Consider the following 14,336-nt stretch of genomic DNA (forward strand, 5'->3'; position numbering starts at 1 on the left):
ACCGTTGGGTGTAATTTGAGCGAAATTTTACCAATTTGATTTTTTACCAAATTTTGGTATATTTGAATAAAATTAAAAGTAATGAAAAACACATCAATATCGCTTGGAAATTATTTTGACCAATTTGTACAAACTCAAGTTTCTGCTGGACGATACAAAAACGTCAGTGAAGTAATCAGAGCTGGACTTAGGCTTTTGGAAAATGAAGAGAGTAAAGTAATTGCTCTACGAAATGCAATTCAAGAAGGACTAAACAGTCCATTAGTAGAAGACTTTGACTTTGACGAAAATCTAAAAAGATTAAAAGCGGAAAAAAGAAAAAATGGCTAAAGTAATTTTAAGACAAAAAGCCATTGATGACTTGAATGACATTTGGGATTATACTTTTGACAAATGGTCTGCAAAACAAGCAGACAAATATTATGCTACAATAAAGTTAGCCTGTAACGGAATTGGACAAAATCCTGATGTTGGAAAAGAATATGACGGAATAAACAAAAACTTGCTCGGACTAAAATCTGGGAAACATATTATATTTTATCAATCACTTTCCGAAGATAGAATTGAAGTCATAAGAATTTTACACGAGCGAATGGATTTGAAGAAAATAATAACCGAATAAAAAACTACACCCAACAAAGAACTGAGGTAAAAAACAACTCTTTTCTTCATTAATTTTAGACATTATTATTCTAGGCTCACAGATTCCATTAATGGATTCTTTAAGCTTTTTTGTTCCTTTCATTGTGTGCTATTTACTTTGGCAGTATAGAGACATATGCTTCATCATACGGTAGCCCTGATTTGGCTATAGCAAAGCATTGTTTAGGTAGCTTGTTGGCCACTGCAATCAGTGCTAACTTTTTGCTCTTTCCCTTGTTTACGATTCGCTGGTAAACTTTTCGATGACTAGGTATTATTTTGCCTTTCTACGACACATACTCATAAAAATGATACCTTGAAGCTGAAAAACTTAGACGAAATTTAACGAACAACACTAAATGAAAAATATAGTAACAATCATAATATTTTTGACAATATTATTTTCATGTAAAGAAAATAACGAAACTAAAGAAACACTTGAAAAAGATAATACTGCATTAAACGACACATTAACTAAAAGTTTAAAATCAGCTTTTGAGAAAGGTGCTATTGTTGGATTTTCTGTGTCTGTTGTTGACGATAACGGCTTGATTTACGAAAATGGTTTTTGATATACAGACATTGAATTGAAAAAAAGGTATACGCCAAATACAACACAAAATATTGCTTCAATTTCCAAAACATTAATTGGAATTTCGCTCTTAAAAGCACAAGAATTGGGGAAAATAGAATTAAACGACCCAATTAATAAGTACCTGCCTTTCAAAATCATAAATCCTAATTACCCTGATAAACCAATTTTAATTAAACATCTTGCTTATCATACATACTCAATAATTGATGTTGACGAAGTATATTCAAAATCCTATGTTTTAAAAAAATCTGAACATAATGACAATGAAGGTGTGTACGATTGGTTTAGTAGGCCCAAAGATAAAATTTCACTCATCGAATTTATTGAAAACAGCCTTACTGAAAATGGAAAATGGTATGCTAAAGAAATCTTTGCCAATACAAAACCAGGAGAAATAAGAGAATATTCAAATATTGGAGCTGCTCTTTGTGCACAAATTATTGAATTTGCAACTGGACAAGATTACCGATCTTTTACAAAGGACTATATTTTAAAACCCTTAAAAATGACGTCTTCTGGTTGGTCATCAAAAGATATTGACACCACAAACTATTCGCGATTATTCGCAAACAAAGAAATGCTGATAGCAGAATATTCTTTAATTACTTATCCTGATGGTGGCTTTATAACTTCAAATAATGATTTGGGTCTGTTTTTAACAGAATTGATGAAAGGTTACAAAGGAGAAGGTTGACTTTTAAATAAAGACAGTTATGAAAAGTTATTTGAAAAGCAAAAATTTCCAAATGTTACAACTGGAGAAGAATTTGGGATTTTTATGGAATTTAGCAAAGAATTTATAAAAATTAAAGATAATGTAATTGGTCACAATGGTTCAGACCCTGGAGTTATGACTGCAATGTATTTTAATCCAAAAACCGAAACAGGCAAGATACTTTTGGTAAATACAGACTCAGATTTTGACGATAATTTTTGGCCAGAAATTGCATCAATTTGGAACTCATTGATAAAATACGAAACTAAATTAAGCAGGCCAAAAGCCAGCAGGTAACAATGTAAAAACATAATTTCAGCGGATTCAACTATCCCGACAGCCGTCGGGACAGGCTGTCCGAATCCCCGCCTTTGCCGGCAGGCAGGCACTCGGAATTACTGTTATTGTCGCTAAGCCGAAAGTTTTGGTATATTTAAGAATGAAAAGTGCATGAAACAGGTCAACTTCAATTGAGTTAACTTGTACATCACACCTTTATTACTATACTTTGATCTATAACTCAATTATGAAAAGTGCCCTAATCCTCTTGGCTTTCATGACCATTACGGGAACCTCATTATCTCAGGAAAAGTTTCCGGTGTTAACCGACGATGCATTAGTGGGTTCAGAAATCTCAAATTTAAATCACCAACGACCCTATAAATTTGTGGTCTTTGGCGCTATAAAATGCTCTTACAGTAAATTTTTAGTTGATCAATTATCTTATTTTGATGATTGTGAGCAGTTAGAAATCATAATCATTTTGGAAGATAGCAAAGAAGCTATTTTAAAGGAATATCCAAAGTTGATTGAAACCTACAGGGTGTACACTAACGAAATATTAAATTATAAATTAACTAAAAATCAGGATATTACACCACAAACATTTTTATTCAAAGATGGTGAGCAACTCTTATATATTAAAGGAGTTAAAAAAAGAATGTTTATCAAAATCAATAAAAAAATCAGTTGCAACATCTAAAGGCTAACTAAAATAAGTGTCGTAGACTGTAAAGTTGCCTACTCTACTCAAGAGCCTTGAGAATAAATGCTCTTGGTTACTTTTGTTCAACTAGACCGTACTAGCTCATAGGTAGCGATTCGCGGCTTTACTAATCTATAAAACTAATCCTAATGCTCAATAAACTCTACTCCAAAACGTCTCAAAAAGACCTAAACGCCATGCTTAAACTTTATACTGCGCTCATCATCGTCTCCGCAGTTTTAGTGTTGGTAATGAATAGCCTGAGTTATTTGTTTCTATCTTGTGATTCCCAACTAAAACCATCTATAGGTCTTTTACTCGTGATCGCCTGGAGTGCTATTAATGTAGATTATCTTAAAAAATATAAGTAAAACAGCTTATATTCAACATTTATATTACAAATTTGAGACCATTAGCAGGTACAAAATCAATTTCAATATCGACTCCGTTTGTCACTCTTCGCCCTCTTTAGCTTTATCGCCTTAGTGGTGATGGCTGATTTTTTATGGCCTGAAAAACATATTAATGATAACATCAATGAAGTCCAAAAACAGCGACAAAACTATTATAATGCCGCTAGAAATTTTCATTATTCCTATAAAGTCATCACTGATGAACATGAATATTATGTCACCGAAGACTTTGCTGAGTTAGAGCTACCAGGCAAACCAATAGAGTATTCAGTTTCTTTTTTGCTTGAAGAAGTGAATTGGTATAGATTAGCAGCTTCTCAACAAAAATCTTACTATTCCTTAAGATTAGTATCTGGCCTTGTGCTTCCATTACTATCGCTATTGAGCATTCTCCTAGTTTTTCGATATAAAAGAAAAATAGGTACATTAGTTTTTGTGCTAAACCTCCTCATGCTGGCTAACCGCATCTTTTTAATACTATAAACCCAAACCATGAAATCCAACACCTTAAACTCTCAGCCCACCAAACAACTAAAAACCAATCTCACCTTGCTAAAAGTGATGAGCCTACTCATATCCATATCTTCACTTGCTTTAATTGGTATTTGTGTATATGGGATGCTCACCAAGGAAAACATTTCTGCTTTTATTGCTCTTATGGTCGTGGGGATATCCTGCCTGGCCATACTCCCTCTGCAACTTATCAACATCAAACGCATTTCCACAGAACTGAAATCCAGGAAAGAACAGGATAAAACTCTTTAAAAAACAGTCTTGAGGATCATTCCACCGCGCTCCTGATAGCAGTGGAAATCCCCGCCTGGTGTTTTTACAAAAGTTGTACTGTGGTAAGCTTGACTAAAGGAAAGCCTTACCAAAGTTTACAACTTAGAATAACAGTGGGCGGTGTTGAAGCGGATAGCAGGACGAAGCGCCCAAAAAAAACTTTAGAAGTCGTAATTGAGACCTACCCCCAGTACTTCACGGATTTGGAATCCTCGCACAGCATTATCGTCATAAATGGCCTGGAAGGTAAAGTTTGCCGAGATGTATTTATTGACATTCATCACCAAGTTGAGCGTATAGTCGATATCTACATTTTGTGGATCTTCCAGGTAATTGGAATACAAGCCAAGAACATTATCTAGTGTAATATTCTCCATCAATTTAAACTTAACAAATGCATTAAGGGAGGCTCCAAATTCTGTTCTGATAGTTTCGCCTTCATCTAGTCCAAAAAAATCGCCGTCTACATAGCCTGCTGTTGTCGTGAATCTGTCATTGGCGCTAATAACACGACCGGTAACTGGAGAGACATTCACTCTAATGTCATCGCTTTGTTTCCATAAAGCACCAAGACCAAGTTGAGTAAAAGCGGGTGACATGAATTGAGTCTCCAGAGTTCTTATTTCATTACCCTGGTCGTCTTCTCCAAATTCGTAGCCTTTGTCGAATTGCGTTCTAAAATTCAAGAATGCTGAAGCATACCACTTAGAATTGCCAATTTGACGACCTACCGTAGAATTGATTTCCAAACGGTCATTGGTTTTTCTATAAAACTCCTGATCCCTAGTCTGATTGATCCCATAGTCCCCTAAAAATTTGGTATTCCAGGTATAGTTTCCTTTATTATAGTTGATATCGTAATTGATAACCACATTGGCCGAATAGTTGCTGGTACCTCCACCCTGCCATTCATCATTAAAAGCAGCCTGATTGATTAGGAACTGGAAATTACCTTCATAAGTCCAAATGGTATCTTTGGATGTAGTTGAATTGGAGTCAGACTGAGCGTGAGCTAATAGTCCTGTAAATAGCATAGCCAATAGACTAAATAGATGGTTAAGTTTCATCGTGACTAATTTAAAAGTGCGATTGTAAATGTAAATAATAAAATGAAAATAAAAACCTAAGTCCTTCAAATTAAGGTTGAAAGCCTGTATTTACTTAGATTTTGGTCTTTTGTAGAGAGGTACTGCAGAACAAGCTTCTCCATACATTACAGATTTAGCCAATGGCTGAAGATATTGTAAAGCCATTAAATAAGCGTTTTCTGGAACGGGTCTATTGGAACAGCCTTTAATAATGACAGGTTTGTCTTGATAGTCTGAAAAATCTACTTCTTCGAGAATGTTTTGATAAAGCGTTGCATTAAGAAACTCTAAATCTCCATAAACTATTTTACGAGCAACTGGCTGCAGATAGGAAGTGATGAGAAGGTAAGCCCAGCCAGGCACAATAGCTTCACTGGAACAGTGAAGCGCCACATAAGCGTCTTGATATTTAGACCAATCGTAATTTTTTAAGTTCACTCTGAATTCTTTTTCTTTAAGGATGATACCCTCAAAAAGCCAATCTTTAATATCGATTATTTCTCGATGACCTTCGGGATAGTAATCTTCCAGATTAAAGGTCTTTAGTGAACTTTGAGCGACTTTGTTAACGATTTCTGCCATAAATTATAACATTCCTAGTTCGAGTTTTGCTTCTTCACTCATCAAATCCTGGGACCAGGCTGGATCGAAAGTTAGCTCTACTTCACATTCATTTACCCAATCCAGGGATGCAGATTTTTCTTTTACTTCCTGAGGCAGGGATTCTGCTACAGGACAGTTTGGCGAAGTTAGGGTCATTAAAATTTTTACATCATTGTCTTCGTTGACGAACACGTCGTAAATTAAACCAAGTTCGTAGATATCTACTGGGATTTCTGGGTCATAAATCGTCTTTAAAACCCTTACAATATCTTCTCCCAATTGTTCTGTGTTGATTTCTTCAGCCATAATTCTTAAGCTTTATTTTGTTGACTATTGTAAGCAATAGCATACATTTTCATTTGTTTGATCATGCTCACCAGACCATTAGCACGTGTTGGAGACAAGTGTTCTTTAAGTCCTATTTCATCGATGAAACTGGTGTCTGCATTAATAATATCTTCGGGTTTCTGTCCAGAAAACACCCGAATCAAAATAGCGATAATGCCTTTAGTAATAATCGCATCAGAATCTGCAGTGTAGCTCACCTCATCATCATCCATCTCGGCATACACCCAAACTTTACTCTGGCAGCCTTTAATGATATTTTCTTCGATCTTATACTTTTCGTCGATGATTGGCAAAGATTTACCTAGCTCTATCATGTATTCATAACGCTGCATCCAATCGTCGAACATGCTAAACTCTTCAATAATCTCCTCCTGTCTTTCTTTAATACTACTCACTTTACTCTTGCTTTTTAGCTTTTATAACTATTTCTCCTTCCTTGTTCAAAAAGTTGATCGCTTGCTTTGAATTTTCAAACTGGGTGACTGAAGCTGCCTTTTGAAAAAATAAGTTTTCCAGCTTCATCGTTTCCTCACAATACATTTTTGTGGCAGAAGCGAAACCTAAATCTAATGTCTTTCCATCGAGTTTATAACTGAAATTATAATTATTGCATCCAGAATTGCCCGATATCGTAGAGTTATCAGGATTTACCTTAAGCGTTAGGCCAGATTCAGATACATCTTGATCACCTAGATGAGTCACAATATAGTCTTGCGACATTAATTGATCTGAGATCATTTTTCCCTGTTTTTGTGCTTTACAGGAACCTAACAACAGAACTAAAGATAAAACTGTGAGACTCAGATAAAGTTTTGAATTGATTTTCATAATAGCATAGATTTTGCTTTTTTCAAAGCGGTTATAAAAGCGTCTATTTCTTCTTTTGTGTTATAAAAAGCAAAAGAAGCTCTCACCGTGCCCGGAATCTTATAAAACTCCATGATTGGTTGAGCACAATGATGTCCAGTTCTTACAGCTATTCCCATTTTATCTAGTAACGTTCCTATATCATAAGGATGAAGATTTTCTATGTTAAAAGATAAGACTGCTGTTTTATGTTCTGGTGATGTTCCGTATATAGTTACACCTTCAATTTTTTGAAGTTCTGAAGTTGCATATTTTAACAGTTCCATTTCGTAGGCTGCAATCGCATCAAAACCAATGGAGTTCATATAATCTAAAGCCGCTCCAAATGCAATACCACCCGATATGTTTGGTGTTCCTGCTTCAAATTTATGAGGTAAACCGGCGTAGGTAGTTTTCTCAAAGGTCACTTCTGCAATCATCTCGCCACCACCTTGATAGGGAGGCAGCATATTTAGTAAGTCCTCTTTACCATATAACATCCCAACCCCCGTGGGGCCACAGATTTTATGAGCAGAAACAGTGTAATAATCTACATCCAGTGCCTGTACATCAGCTTTAATATGTGGGGCAGATTGTGCACCGTCTATTAAGACCTTTGCTCCCACATCATGAGCTATTTCTATAATTTCTTTAATAGGGTTTATGGTTCCCAGTGCATTGGAAACATGGTTGACAAAGACCAGCTTGGTATTCTCGTTGATAAGCCCTTTGTAGGTTTCCATTTCCAACTCCCCTTTGTGAGACATTGGGATCACTTTTAAAGTAGCTCCTGTCTTCTGACAAAGGATTTGCCAGGGCACAATATTGGAATGATGTTCCATGGCCGAAACCAGTATTTCATCTTCTGGTTTCAAAATAGAGGCGTAACCATTTGCCACTAAGTTGATACTGTGCGTTGTTCCTGAGGTTAAAATGATCTCATGCGAATGCTCTGCATTGAAATGCGCTCTTACTTTCTCTCTTGCAGCTTCGTAAGCATCTGTTGCAATCTGTGATAGAGAGTGTACGCCTCTATGGATATTAGCATTTTTGGTTTCGTAGTAATCTACGATGCAATCGATAACCTGTTTTGGAGTCTGCGAGGTTGCCGCATTATCAAAATAAACTAAAGGCTTTCCATTGATTTCTCGATGGAGTATAGGAAAATCCTTTCTGATTTTTTCTATATCTAAAAGTTGTTCAGAAGTATTCGTCATGTTTCTTTTCGTTTTAATCACTTCTAAGCAAGTTGTCTCAATCGTAAGACTACAGGTTGAAACCTAATTCAACGCCAAGTTTCAAGGCAATTTGTTTAGTAATTCTTTTTTTGATTTCAGGAATTTTTACACTGCTTAACACATTGTTTGCAAAGGCAAACATCATAAGAGCTCTGGCTTCTTTTTCAGGTATACCACGGGTTCTTAAGTAATAAAGTGCTTCATCATCAAGCTGACCAATTGTACAACCATGGCTACATTTCACATCGTCTGCAAAAATCTCCAGTTGTGGCTTAGAATTACAAGAGGCCGTATCATCAATCAGAATGTTGTTATTGCTTTGAAAAGCATTGGTTTTCTGAGCTACTTTATCCACCAATACATTACCATTAAAAACCCCAACCGACTTTTCTGAAAAAATTCCTTTATAATCCTGGTGACTTTCACAGTTTGGTTGAGTGTGATGAACTAGTGTGTTATGATCTACATGTTGCTTACCTTCTAAAATAGTAACTCCCTTTAAAGTGGAATTACAATTTTCTCCATGCTGATAGAACTTGAGATTATTTCTAGTGATCTTTCCTCCAAGAGAAAACGTATGAAGTGAACAATTACTGTCACGCTCCTGTTTGATAAAAGTATTATCGATTAGTGAGGAAGTGATTTTATCGTTTTGAATCTTGTAATAATCCACGTCAGCGTTCTTACCCACGTAAATTTCTGTAACTGAATTGGTAAGTACAGGGTGCTCAGTTAAGCTTTGATGTCTTTCTATAATTTGCACTTGAGCTCCATCTTCAGCAATAATTAAGTTTCTTGGCTGAACCATTAAGGCAGCTTCATTGCTAGTAAAGAAATTGAGCACCTGGATAGGTTTTTCTGCCGCTACATTTTTTGGAATTCTAATGTAAGCGCCTTCACTGGCAAAAGCAGTATTCAAAGAGGTCATGCTTTCCTCTGGCACTATTTTGTTGAAGTACTTATTGATAATTGGTTTATACTTTTCCTTATCCAGTGCAGAAGACATCAAACAAGCATCAATCTTATCATGGGTAGTACTCGATAAATGCGAAGAAAAAATACCATCCACAAATACAATCGTGTAGGTATCTATATCGTGAATGAAATATTTCTTTACGTCTTTGTAGTCAATAGCATCTTCTTTCTTCGGAAAAATACTATAATCTTCTTTCAGGATCGAATTTAATGAAGTGTATTTCCATGCTTCCATCTTCTTTGTAGGAAACCCTGTATTTTCAAAAAATTTAATCGCTTTATTTCTGACTTCATGTATATCATTATCCAGATCTACATGTTCTTCAAAAGCCAGATAGGAAGACATTAATTTATCTTTAAGTTCCATAATTTGAATCTTTTTTGTTTAAACTGAAGGGGTTATGAGGACATTTCTGCACGTTCCTCTTTGAGCCAATCATAACCTCTTTCTTCGAGTTCTTTGGCTAGCTCTTTGCCTCCGGTTTTCACGATTTTACCATCCATCAGTACGTGAACTACATCTGGCACGACGTAATCTAAAAGACGCTGATAGTGTGTAATTACTAAAGTAGCATTATCCTTAGTCTTTAATCTGTTGACGCCATCAGAAACGATTCTCAACGCATCGATATCAAGACCAGAATCGGTTTCATCCAAAATAGCCAACTTAGGCTCAAGCATTGCCATCTGAAAGATTTCATTACGTTTCTTTTCTCCACCAGAAAAACCTTCATTGAGTGATCTGGAAAGGAATTTCCTATCCATTTCAAGTAGTGCAGATTTTTCACGAATCTTCTTCAACATCTCATTAGCAGGCATATCCTTTTGCCCTCTGGATTTTCTTACCTGGTTGATGGAGGTCTTGATAAAGTTCGTTACAGATACTCCAGGGATTTCAACTGGGTATTGAAACGAAAGAAAAATCCCTTTGTGAGCTCTCTCATCTGGAGACAGTTCAGATATATTTGCTTTTTCAAACAAAATATCACCTTCAGTCACTTCAAAATCTTCATTTCCTGCTATAACTGAAGCCAAAGTACTCTTTCCTGAACCATTGGGTCCCATAATAGCATGAACCTCTCCTGGATTAATCTCCAGGTTAATTCCTTTTAATATTTCTTCGCCTTCAACGCTGGCGTGTAGATTTTTTATCTTTAACATAACGTGTCTTATTTATTTAATCTCAAACTATCATCACTCGATGATGGCTGTACTTTAATTATATTTTTAATCTTTATAAGTTCTGGCCAAGCATCTTTTTCAGGATTGTCCTGTACACTAGCCTGCAAGGTCACATCGAAGGATGCAAAAGGATCTGAATTTAACTCTTTGGCCTGGGCGATAAGCGTCTTAGCTTTAGCATCCATAATCACTCCATAGATACCGTCTTTTTTTTTAAAAACCGCAACAGAATCAGTGTAAATAAATTCGCCAGACAATGTTTGTAAGGATGTTTCATTTGAAGACGCCGACTTAGAGTCTGACTGACAACCGGCTAAAACCGATACAAACAAAATCATAAAAACAAGATACTTTTTCATAGTAAAATTATCCAACAGAACCCTCTAATGAAATTTCAAGTAATTTCTGTGCTTCCACTGCAAATTCCATAGGAAGTTTATTTAACACCTCTTTACTGAATCCATTCACGATTAAAGCAATAGCCTTTTCTGTATCGATACCACGTTGATTACAATAAAAGATTTGATCTTCCCCAATTTTACTAGTTGTCGCCTCATGCTCGACCTGAGCAGATTTATTTTTAGCTTCAATATACGGGAAGGTATGTGCTCCACATTTATTACCCATTAAGAGGGAATCGCACTGAGAAAAGTTTCTTGCATTTTCTGCACGTTTATTGATTTGAACCAAACCTCTATAGCTGTTTTGAGATTTACCAGCTGAGATTCCTTTAGATATAATAGTACTTTTGGTATTTTTACCTAGGTGCACCATTTTTGTTCCAGTATCTGCCTGCTGAAAATTATTAGTGACCGCGATAGAATAAAATTCTCCAGTGGAGTTATCCCCTTTCAAAATACAACTTGGATACTTCCAGGTTACTGCAGAGCCCGTTTCTACCTGAGTCCAGCTTATTTTTGCATTTTTTTCGCAAAGTCCACGTTTAGTTACGAAGTTAAATACTCCACCTTTACCTTCTTTATCACCAGGATACCAGTTTTGAACGGTAGAGTATTTTATCTCTGCGTTATCTAGTGCTACTAGTTCAACTACTGCAGCATGAAGTTGATTTTCATCCCTTGATGGAGCAGTACAACCCTCTAGGTAACTTACATAACTAGAATCTTCTGCAATCACCAGAGTTCTTTCAAACTGACCGGTTCCTGCTTGGTTAATTCTAAAATAAGTGGACAATTCCATAGGGCATTTTACCCCTTTTGGAATGTAACAAAATGACCCATCACTAAATACAGCAGAATTTAAAGCGGCAAAAAAGTTATCTTTGTGCGGCACAACTGATCCTATATATTTTTTCACCAATTCTGGGTGCTCCTTAATCGCTTCTGAAATGGAGCAAAAGATAATCCCTTTTTCTGCTAGTGTTTTTTTGAATGTTGTAGTAACCGAAACAGAGTCCATAACCACATCCATGGCAACTCCTGCTAATTTTTTCTGCTCATCTATAGAAATACCAAGTTTTTTGAAGGTCTCCAGCATTTCTGGATCTACTTCATCTAAACTATCGTATTTAGGTTTTGTATTTGGTGCAGAATAGTAAGAGATAGCCTGATAGTTTGGTTTTTCATAACCAATATTAGCCCAGTTAGGCTCTTCCATGGTTAACCAGTGTCTATAAGCATCCAGCCTCCACTGTGTCATCCATTCTGGCTCTCCTTTTTTCTTAGAGATACCTATAACTACATCTTCATTGAGCCCAGGAGGAAATGTATCTGCATCCATCTCCGTGTAAAATCCATATTCGTATTCTTTATTCTGAAGCTCTTTCTCAAGTTCTTGTTCTGTATAAGCCATAATTTTTGTTTTAAATTAAAGTGAAAAACTTTCACCGCAACCACATGTTCTTTGTGCATTTGGATTATTAAATACAAATCCTTTTCCATTCAATCCTCCAGAATATTCTAGAGTCGTTCCTACAAGATATAAGAAACTACTTTTATTCACAATGATTTTGACATCATTATCTTCAAAAACCTTATCTTCTTCTAATTTGGTTTGATCAAAATTTAACTCATATGATAAACCCGAACAGCCACCGCTTTTCACACCGACTCTTACGTAGTGATCTTTAACGTTAAAGCCGTCTTCTGCCATTAAATTAGCAATTTTTTGCTTGGCTGTTTCACTAACTTTAATCATAATTAATAGATTAATTCTAAATTGAGTACAAAGATAGGATTTAAGCCTCTATTCACCATATCACTTAACATAATTATTTAGAATGTATGCTATAAGATTTCCTTATCTAAGAGGAGGTCTAAAGCCCACGTTCTCAAACCCATTCAACTCAAATTAGTTGAAAAAGTTCTGCAATTATTTAGACAAAATGATTTGAGCATTTTCTATGGCTTCTGCAATAGATTTTTGCATTTCCTCAGCAGATTTATACTGGGCATCTAGAAGTCGCATTTTAGCCATAATACTATCTTTATCCTGAGTTTCGAGCCCTCTATTGATTTCGGTTCTGGAAAACGAATCACTAAAATTTTTCATCCAGGACATCATAAGGTCATGTGCTTGCTTAAGATTAGCGATGGCATTGTTGTGAAGCTCTAACTTTTCAACATCAACCTCTTCAGCCTTTTGAAGCTCTTCTTTTTGAGTCTCTAATTCGGTTATCAAAGTGTTGATTTTACTCATTCTCGGCATCACATCGTCATGAATTTTGATGGTTTCTTCCATTTGTTTATCAAAGGCTTTAGCTTCTTCCGTTTTCCCTTGTTGGCATGAAATTGAAAAAATAACAAATACTAAGCTTAATAATTTTATTGTAGTCTTCATTCTATAATATTTTAAATGATTTCAAATTGCTTACCCGGCAAAGGACGCACACATCCCGACAACTCAAGACTAATCAGGATGGAGGCTAACTTATGCGTAGGCAAACTACACTTCAAAGATAAGGTATCAAGTTCTGCTTTACCAATTTCTCTTAAGGTTTCGACAACCAACTGCTCTTCTGAAGATAAATCGACAAACAATTGAGTTTGTTTGTTGTCTTTTTCAGAACTCACATCCCAGTTTAGAAAGTAAATCAAATCTGCTGCACTCGTAATCATTTGAGCTTTTTGTTGTTTGATTAGCATGTTGCATCCCCTGCTAAATTTATCATGAGGACGACCAGGTACGGCAAAAACTTCCCGATTGTAGGAATTCGCAATGTCTGCAGTGACCAAGGAACCCCCTTTCTCTGCGCTTTCAATAACTAGGGTTGCTTCACTTAGACCAGCCACTATCCGATTTCTGCTTAGGAAGTTTTTTCTATCAAATGTATTATGACTACAGAAATCTGTATAGAAACCACCATTATGTTCAATAGCTTCCACATACTTTTGATGCACTTTAGGATAAATTTGATCCAATCCATGGGCTAAACAAGCAACAGTCTGAAGATTATTATCTATCGCTGCCTTGTGAGCAACAATATCGGTACCGTAAGCCAATCCTGAGACTATAACTGGATTGATAGGTGCTAGATCATTGATTAGCTTTTCACAGAAAGCAATGCCTTGACTACTGATTTGGCGAGTCCCTACAACACTTAAAATAGGCTTATTTTTTAAATTGATATTGCCTCTGGAAAACAGTAATATTGGTCCATCAATACATTGTTTTAGACGAGAAGGATAATCTTCATCTTTATAATAATGAACCTTGATTTGATGATCTTCTATGAATTGGAGTTCTTGCTCTGCCTCTTTTAAGTTAGCGGTATCTTTCAAGCTCTGCAAACGCTTTTTACCAATACCCTCTACAAAAGCAAGTTCTTCATCTTTAGCTTGAAAGAGGCGTGTTGCGCTTCCAAAATGCTCCAGTAACTTTTTGGCATTGATTTGTCCAATACCAGAAAGGTTTTGCAACACCAACAAGTTAAGGAGTTCTTGATTTTGTATCATGAGAAA

General features: G+C 35.9%; 22 protein-coding genes and 1 pseudogene. 9 read left to right on the forward strand and 14 right to left on the reverse strand.

The window, feature by feature from the left end; genetic code table 11:
* The first annotated feature begins 81 nt into the window (after window positions 1-81).
* Entirely contained in the window at window positions 82-330 is a 249-nt protein-coding gene (locus F598_RS0100005) for a type II toxin-antitoxin system ParD family antitoxin (RefSeq protein ID WP_019036946.1), read from the forward strand.
* Complete coding sequence (locus F598_RS0100010) at window positions 323-622, forward strand: type II toxin-antitoxin system RelE/ParE family toxin (protein ID WP_019036947.1); 300 nt, start codon at window positions 323-325, stop codon at window positions 620-622. Before F598_RS0100005 ends, F598_RS0100010 begins: the two co-directional genes overlap by 8 nt.
* 133 nt (window positions 623-755) lie before the next feature.
* On the opposite strand, the pseudogene F598_RS15540 reads toward F598_RS0100010, so the two are convergent.
* A pseudogene (locus tag F598_RS15540) lies at window positions 756-905 on the reverse strand (IS110 family transposase); the annotation flags it as partial.
* 96 nt (window positions 906-1,001) lie between these two features.
* Between F598_RS15540 and F598_RS15545 the strand changes: the two are divergent.
* The 7 genes from F598_RS15545 (at window position 1,002) to F598_RS0100030 (ending at window position 4,115) form a co-directional block, all read left to right on the forward strand.
* Window positions 1,002-1,214, forward strand: coding sequence for a hypothetical protein (locus F598_RS15545; RefSeq protein ID WP_019036948.1), 213 nt, complete (start codon window positions 1,002-1,004; stop codon window positions 1,212-1,214).
* Between the two features lie 9 nt (window positions 1,215-1,223).
* Window positions 1,224-1,931: a serine hydrolase domain-containing protein gene (locus tag F598_RS15550; RefSeq protein WP_342661931.1), complete on the forward strand. Its 708-nt coding sequence runs from the start codon at window positions 1,224-1,226 to the stop codon at window positions 1,929-1,931.
* An 84-nt stretch (window positions 1,932-2,015) separates the two neighbouring features.
* Entirely contained in the window at window positions 2,016-2,249 is a 234-nt protein-coding gene (locus F598_RS15555) for a hypothetical protein (RefSeq protein ID WP_019036950.1), read from the forward strand.
* A gap of 229 nt (window positions 2,250-2,478) precedes the next feature.
* A complete protein-coding gene (locus F598_RS0100020) occupies window positions 2,479-2,934 on the forward strand; it encodes a hypothetical protein (RefSeq protein WP_019036951.1) in 456 nt (151 codons plus the stop codon).
* A gap of 152 nt (window positions 2,935-3,086) precedes the next feature.
* Complete coding sequence (locus F598_RS14250; RefSeq protein ID WP_033408166.1) at window positions 3,087-3,308, forward strand: hypothetical protein; 222 nt, start codon at window positions 3,087-3,089, stop codon at window positions 3,306-3,308.
* 78 nt (window positions 3,309-3,386) lie between these two features.
* Complete coding sequence (locus F598_RS0100025) at window positions 3,387-3,833, forward strand: hypothetical protein (protein ID WP_033408170.1); 447 nt, start codon at window positions 3,387-3,389, stop codon at window positions 3,831-3,833.
* A 9-nt stretch (window positions 3,834-3,842) separates the two neighbouring features.
* Window positions 3,843-4,115 (forward strand): hypothetical protein, encoded by a 273-nt coding sequence (locus F598_RS0100030; RefSeq protein WP_019036953.1) that lies wholly within the window; start codon window positions 3,843-3,845, stop codon window positions 4,113-4,115.
* Between the two features lie 182 nt (window positions 4,116-4,297).
* Here the strand turns inward: F598_RS0100030 and F598_RS0100035 are convergent, their stop codons facing one another.
* The 13 genes from F598_RS0100035 to dprA form a co-directional block, all read right to left on the reverse strand.
* Window positions 4,298-5,203, reverse strand: coding sequence for a DUF3078 domain-containing protein (locus F598_RS0100035; protein ID WP_019036954.1), 906 nt, complete (start codon window positions 5,201-5,203; stop codon window positions 4,298-4,300).
* A gap of 90 nt (window positions 5,204-5,293) precedes the next feature.
* Window positions 5,294-5,806 (reverse strand): DUF2480 family protein, encoded by a 513-nt coding sequence (locus tag F598_RS0100040; protein WP_019036955.1) that lies wholly within the window; start codon window positions 5,804-5,806, stop codon window positions 5,294-5,296.
* A gap of 3 nt (window positions 5,807-5,809) precedes the next feature.
* Window positions 5,810-6,133: a DUF59 domain-containing protein gene (locus F598_RS0100045; RefSeq protein WP_019036956.1), complete on the reverse strand. Its 324-nt coding sequence runs from the start codon at window positions 6,131-6,133 to the stop codon at window positions 5,810-5,812.
* Between the two features lie 5 nt (window positions 6,134-6,138).
* Window positions 6,139-6,570, reverse strand: a complete 432-nt coding sequence (locus F598_RS0100050; RefSeq protein ID WP_026302410.1) for a SufE family protein — start codon at window positions 6,568-6,570, stop codon at window positions 6,139-6,141.
* Between the two features lies 1 nt (window position 6,571).
* A complete protein-coding gene (locus F598_RS0100055) occupies window positions 6,572-7,003 on the reverse strand; it encodes an META domain-containing protein (RefSeq protein WP_019036958.1) in 432 nt (143 codons plus the stop codon).
* The gene (locus tag F598_RS0100060; protein WP_019036959.1) at window positions 7,000-8,238 is read right to left on the reverse strand and encodes an aminotransferase class V-fold PLP-dependent enzyme; all 1,239 of its coding nucleotides are present in this window, start codon (window positions 8,236-8,238) and stop codon (window positions 7,000-7,002) included. The genes F598_RS0100055 and F598_RS0100060 overlap by 4 nt, the downstream gene beginning before the upstream one ends.
* A 49-nt stretch (window positions 8,239-8,287) precedes the next feature.
* A complete protein-coding gene (sufD, locus tag F598_RS0100065) occupies window positions 8,288-9,601 on the reverse strand; it encodes a Fe-S cluster assembly protein SufD (RefSeq protein ID WP_019036960.1) in 1,314 nt (437 codons plus the stop codon).
* A 32-nt stretch (window positions 9,602-9,633) separates the two neighbouring features.
* A complete protein-coding gene (sufC, locus tag F598_RS0100070) occupies window positions 9,634-10,395 on the reverse strand; it encodes a Fe-S cluster assembly ATPase SufC (RefSeq protein WP_019036961.1) in 762 nt (253 codons plus the stop codon).
* An 8-nt stretch (window positions 10,396-10,403) separates the two neighbouring features.
* The gene (locus F598_RS0100075) at window positions 10,404-10,775 is read right to left on the reverse strand and encodes a hypothetical protein (protein ID WP_033408174.1); all 372 of its coding nucleotides are present in this window, start codon (window positions 10,773-10,775) and stop codon (window positions 10,404-10,406) included.
* 7 nt (window positions 10,776-10,782) lie between these two features.
* Window positions 10,783-12,228, reverse strand: a complete 1,446-nt coding sequence (gene sufB, locus F598_RS0100080) for a Fe-S cluster assembly protein SufB (RefSeq protein WP_019036963.1) — start codon at window positions 12,226-12,228, stop codon at window positions 10,783-10,785.
* A 15-nt stretch (window positions 12,229-12,243) separates the two neighbouring features.
* The gene (locus tag F598_RS0100085) at window positions 12,244-12,573 is read right to left on the reverse strand and encodes a HesB/IscA family protein (protein WP_019036964.1); all 330 of its coding nucleotides are present in this window, start codon (window positions 12,571-12,573) and stop codon (window positions 12,244-12,246) included.
* A gap of 174 nt (window positions 12,574-12,747) precedes the next feature.
* The gene (locus F598_RS0100090) at window positions 12,748-13,215 is read right to left on the reverse strand and encodes a hypothetical protein (protein ID WP_019036965.1); all 468 of its coding nucleotides are present in this window, start codon (window positions 13,213-13,215) and stop codon (window positions 12,748-12,750) included.
* An 11-nt stretch (window positions 13,216-13,226) separates the two neighbouring features.
* Entirely contained in the window at window positions 13,227-14,327 is a 1,101-nt protein-coding gene (gene dprA / locus F598_RS0100095; protein WP_026302411.1) for a DNA-processing protein DprA, read from the reverse strand.
* Window positions 14,328-14,336 lie beyond the last annotated feature (9 nt).

Source organism: Psychroflexus tropicus DSM 15496, from assembly GCF_000378765.1.
Classification (GTDB): Bacteria; Bacteroidota; Bacteroidia; order Flavobacteriales; family Flavobacteriaceae; genus Psychroflexus; species Psychroflexus tropicus.

Bases quoted from the DNA above. Each gene is read 5' to 3' on its own strand.
- F598_RS0100090 (WP_019036965.1), bottom strand. From the start codon at position 13,215: ATGAAGACTACAATAAAATTATTAAGCTTAGTATTTGTTATTTTTTCA.
- sufC (WP_019036961.1), bottom strand. From the start codon at position 10,395: ATGTTAAAGATAAAAAATCTACACGCCAGCGTTGAAGGCGAAGAAATA.
- F598_RS15555 (WP_019036950.1), top strand. From the start codon at position 2,016: ATGGAATTTAGCAAAGAATTTATAAAAATTAAAGATAATGTAATTGGT.
- F598_RS0100055 (WP_019036958.1), bottom strand. From the start codon at position 7,003: ATGAAAATCAATTCAAAACTTTATCTGAGTCTCACAGTTTTATCTTTA.
- F598_RS0100075 (WP_033408174.1), bottom strand. From the start codon at position 10,775: ATGAAAAAGTATCTTGTTTTTATGATTTTGTTTGTATCGGTTTTAGCC.
- F598_RS0100020 (WP_019036951.1), top strand. From the start codon at position 2,479: ATGAAAAGTGCCCTAATCCTCTTGGCTTTCATGACCATTACGGGAACC.
- sufB (WP_019036963.1), bottom strand. From the start codon at position 12,228: ATGGCTTATACAGAACAAGAACTTGAGAAAGAGCTTCAGAATAAAGAA.
- F598_RS15545 (WP_019036948.1), top strand. From the start codon at position 1,002: ATGAAAAATATAGTAACAATCATAATATTTTTGACAATATTATTTTCA.
- F598_RS0100005 (WP_019036946.1), top strand. From the start codon at position 82: ATGAAAAACACATCAATATCGCTTGGAAATTATTTTGACCAATTTGTA.
- F598_RS0100085 (WP_019036964.1), bottom strand. From the start codon at position 12,573: ATGATTAAAGTTAGTGAAACAGCCAAGCAAAAAATTGCTAATTTAATG.
- F598_RS14250 (WP_033408166.1), top strand. From the start codon at position 3,087: ATGCTCAATAAACTCTACTCCAAAACGTCTCAAAAAGACCTAAACGCC.
- F598_RS0100035 (WP_019036954.1), bottom strand. From the start codon at position 5,203: ATGAAACTTAACCATCTATTTAGTCTATTGGCTATGCTATTTACAGGA.
- F598_RS0100045 (WP_019036956.1), bottom strand. From the start codon at position 6,133: ATGGCTGAAGAAATCAACACAGAACAATTGGGAGAAGATATTGTAAGG.
- sufD (WP_019036960.1), bottom strand. From the start codon at position 9,601: ATGGAACTTAAAGATAAATTAATGTCTTCCTATCTGGCTTTTGAAGAA.
- F598_RS0100030 (WP_019036953.1), top strand. From the start codon at position 3,843: ATGAAATCCAACACCTTAAACTCTCAGCCCACCAAACAACTAAAAACC.
- F598_RS0100040 (WP_019036955.1), bottom strand. From the start codon at position 5,806: ATGGCAGAAATCGTTAACAAAGTCGCTCAAAGTTCACTAAAGACCTTT.
- F598_RS0100060 (WP_019036959.1), bottom strand. From the start codon at position 8,238: ATGACGAATACTTCTGAACAACTTTTAGATATAGAAAAAATCAGAAAG.
- F598_RS0100010 (WP_019036947.1), top strand. From the start codon at position 323: ATGGCTAAAGTAATTTTAAGACAAAAAGCCATTGATGACTTGAATGAC.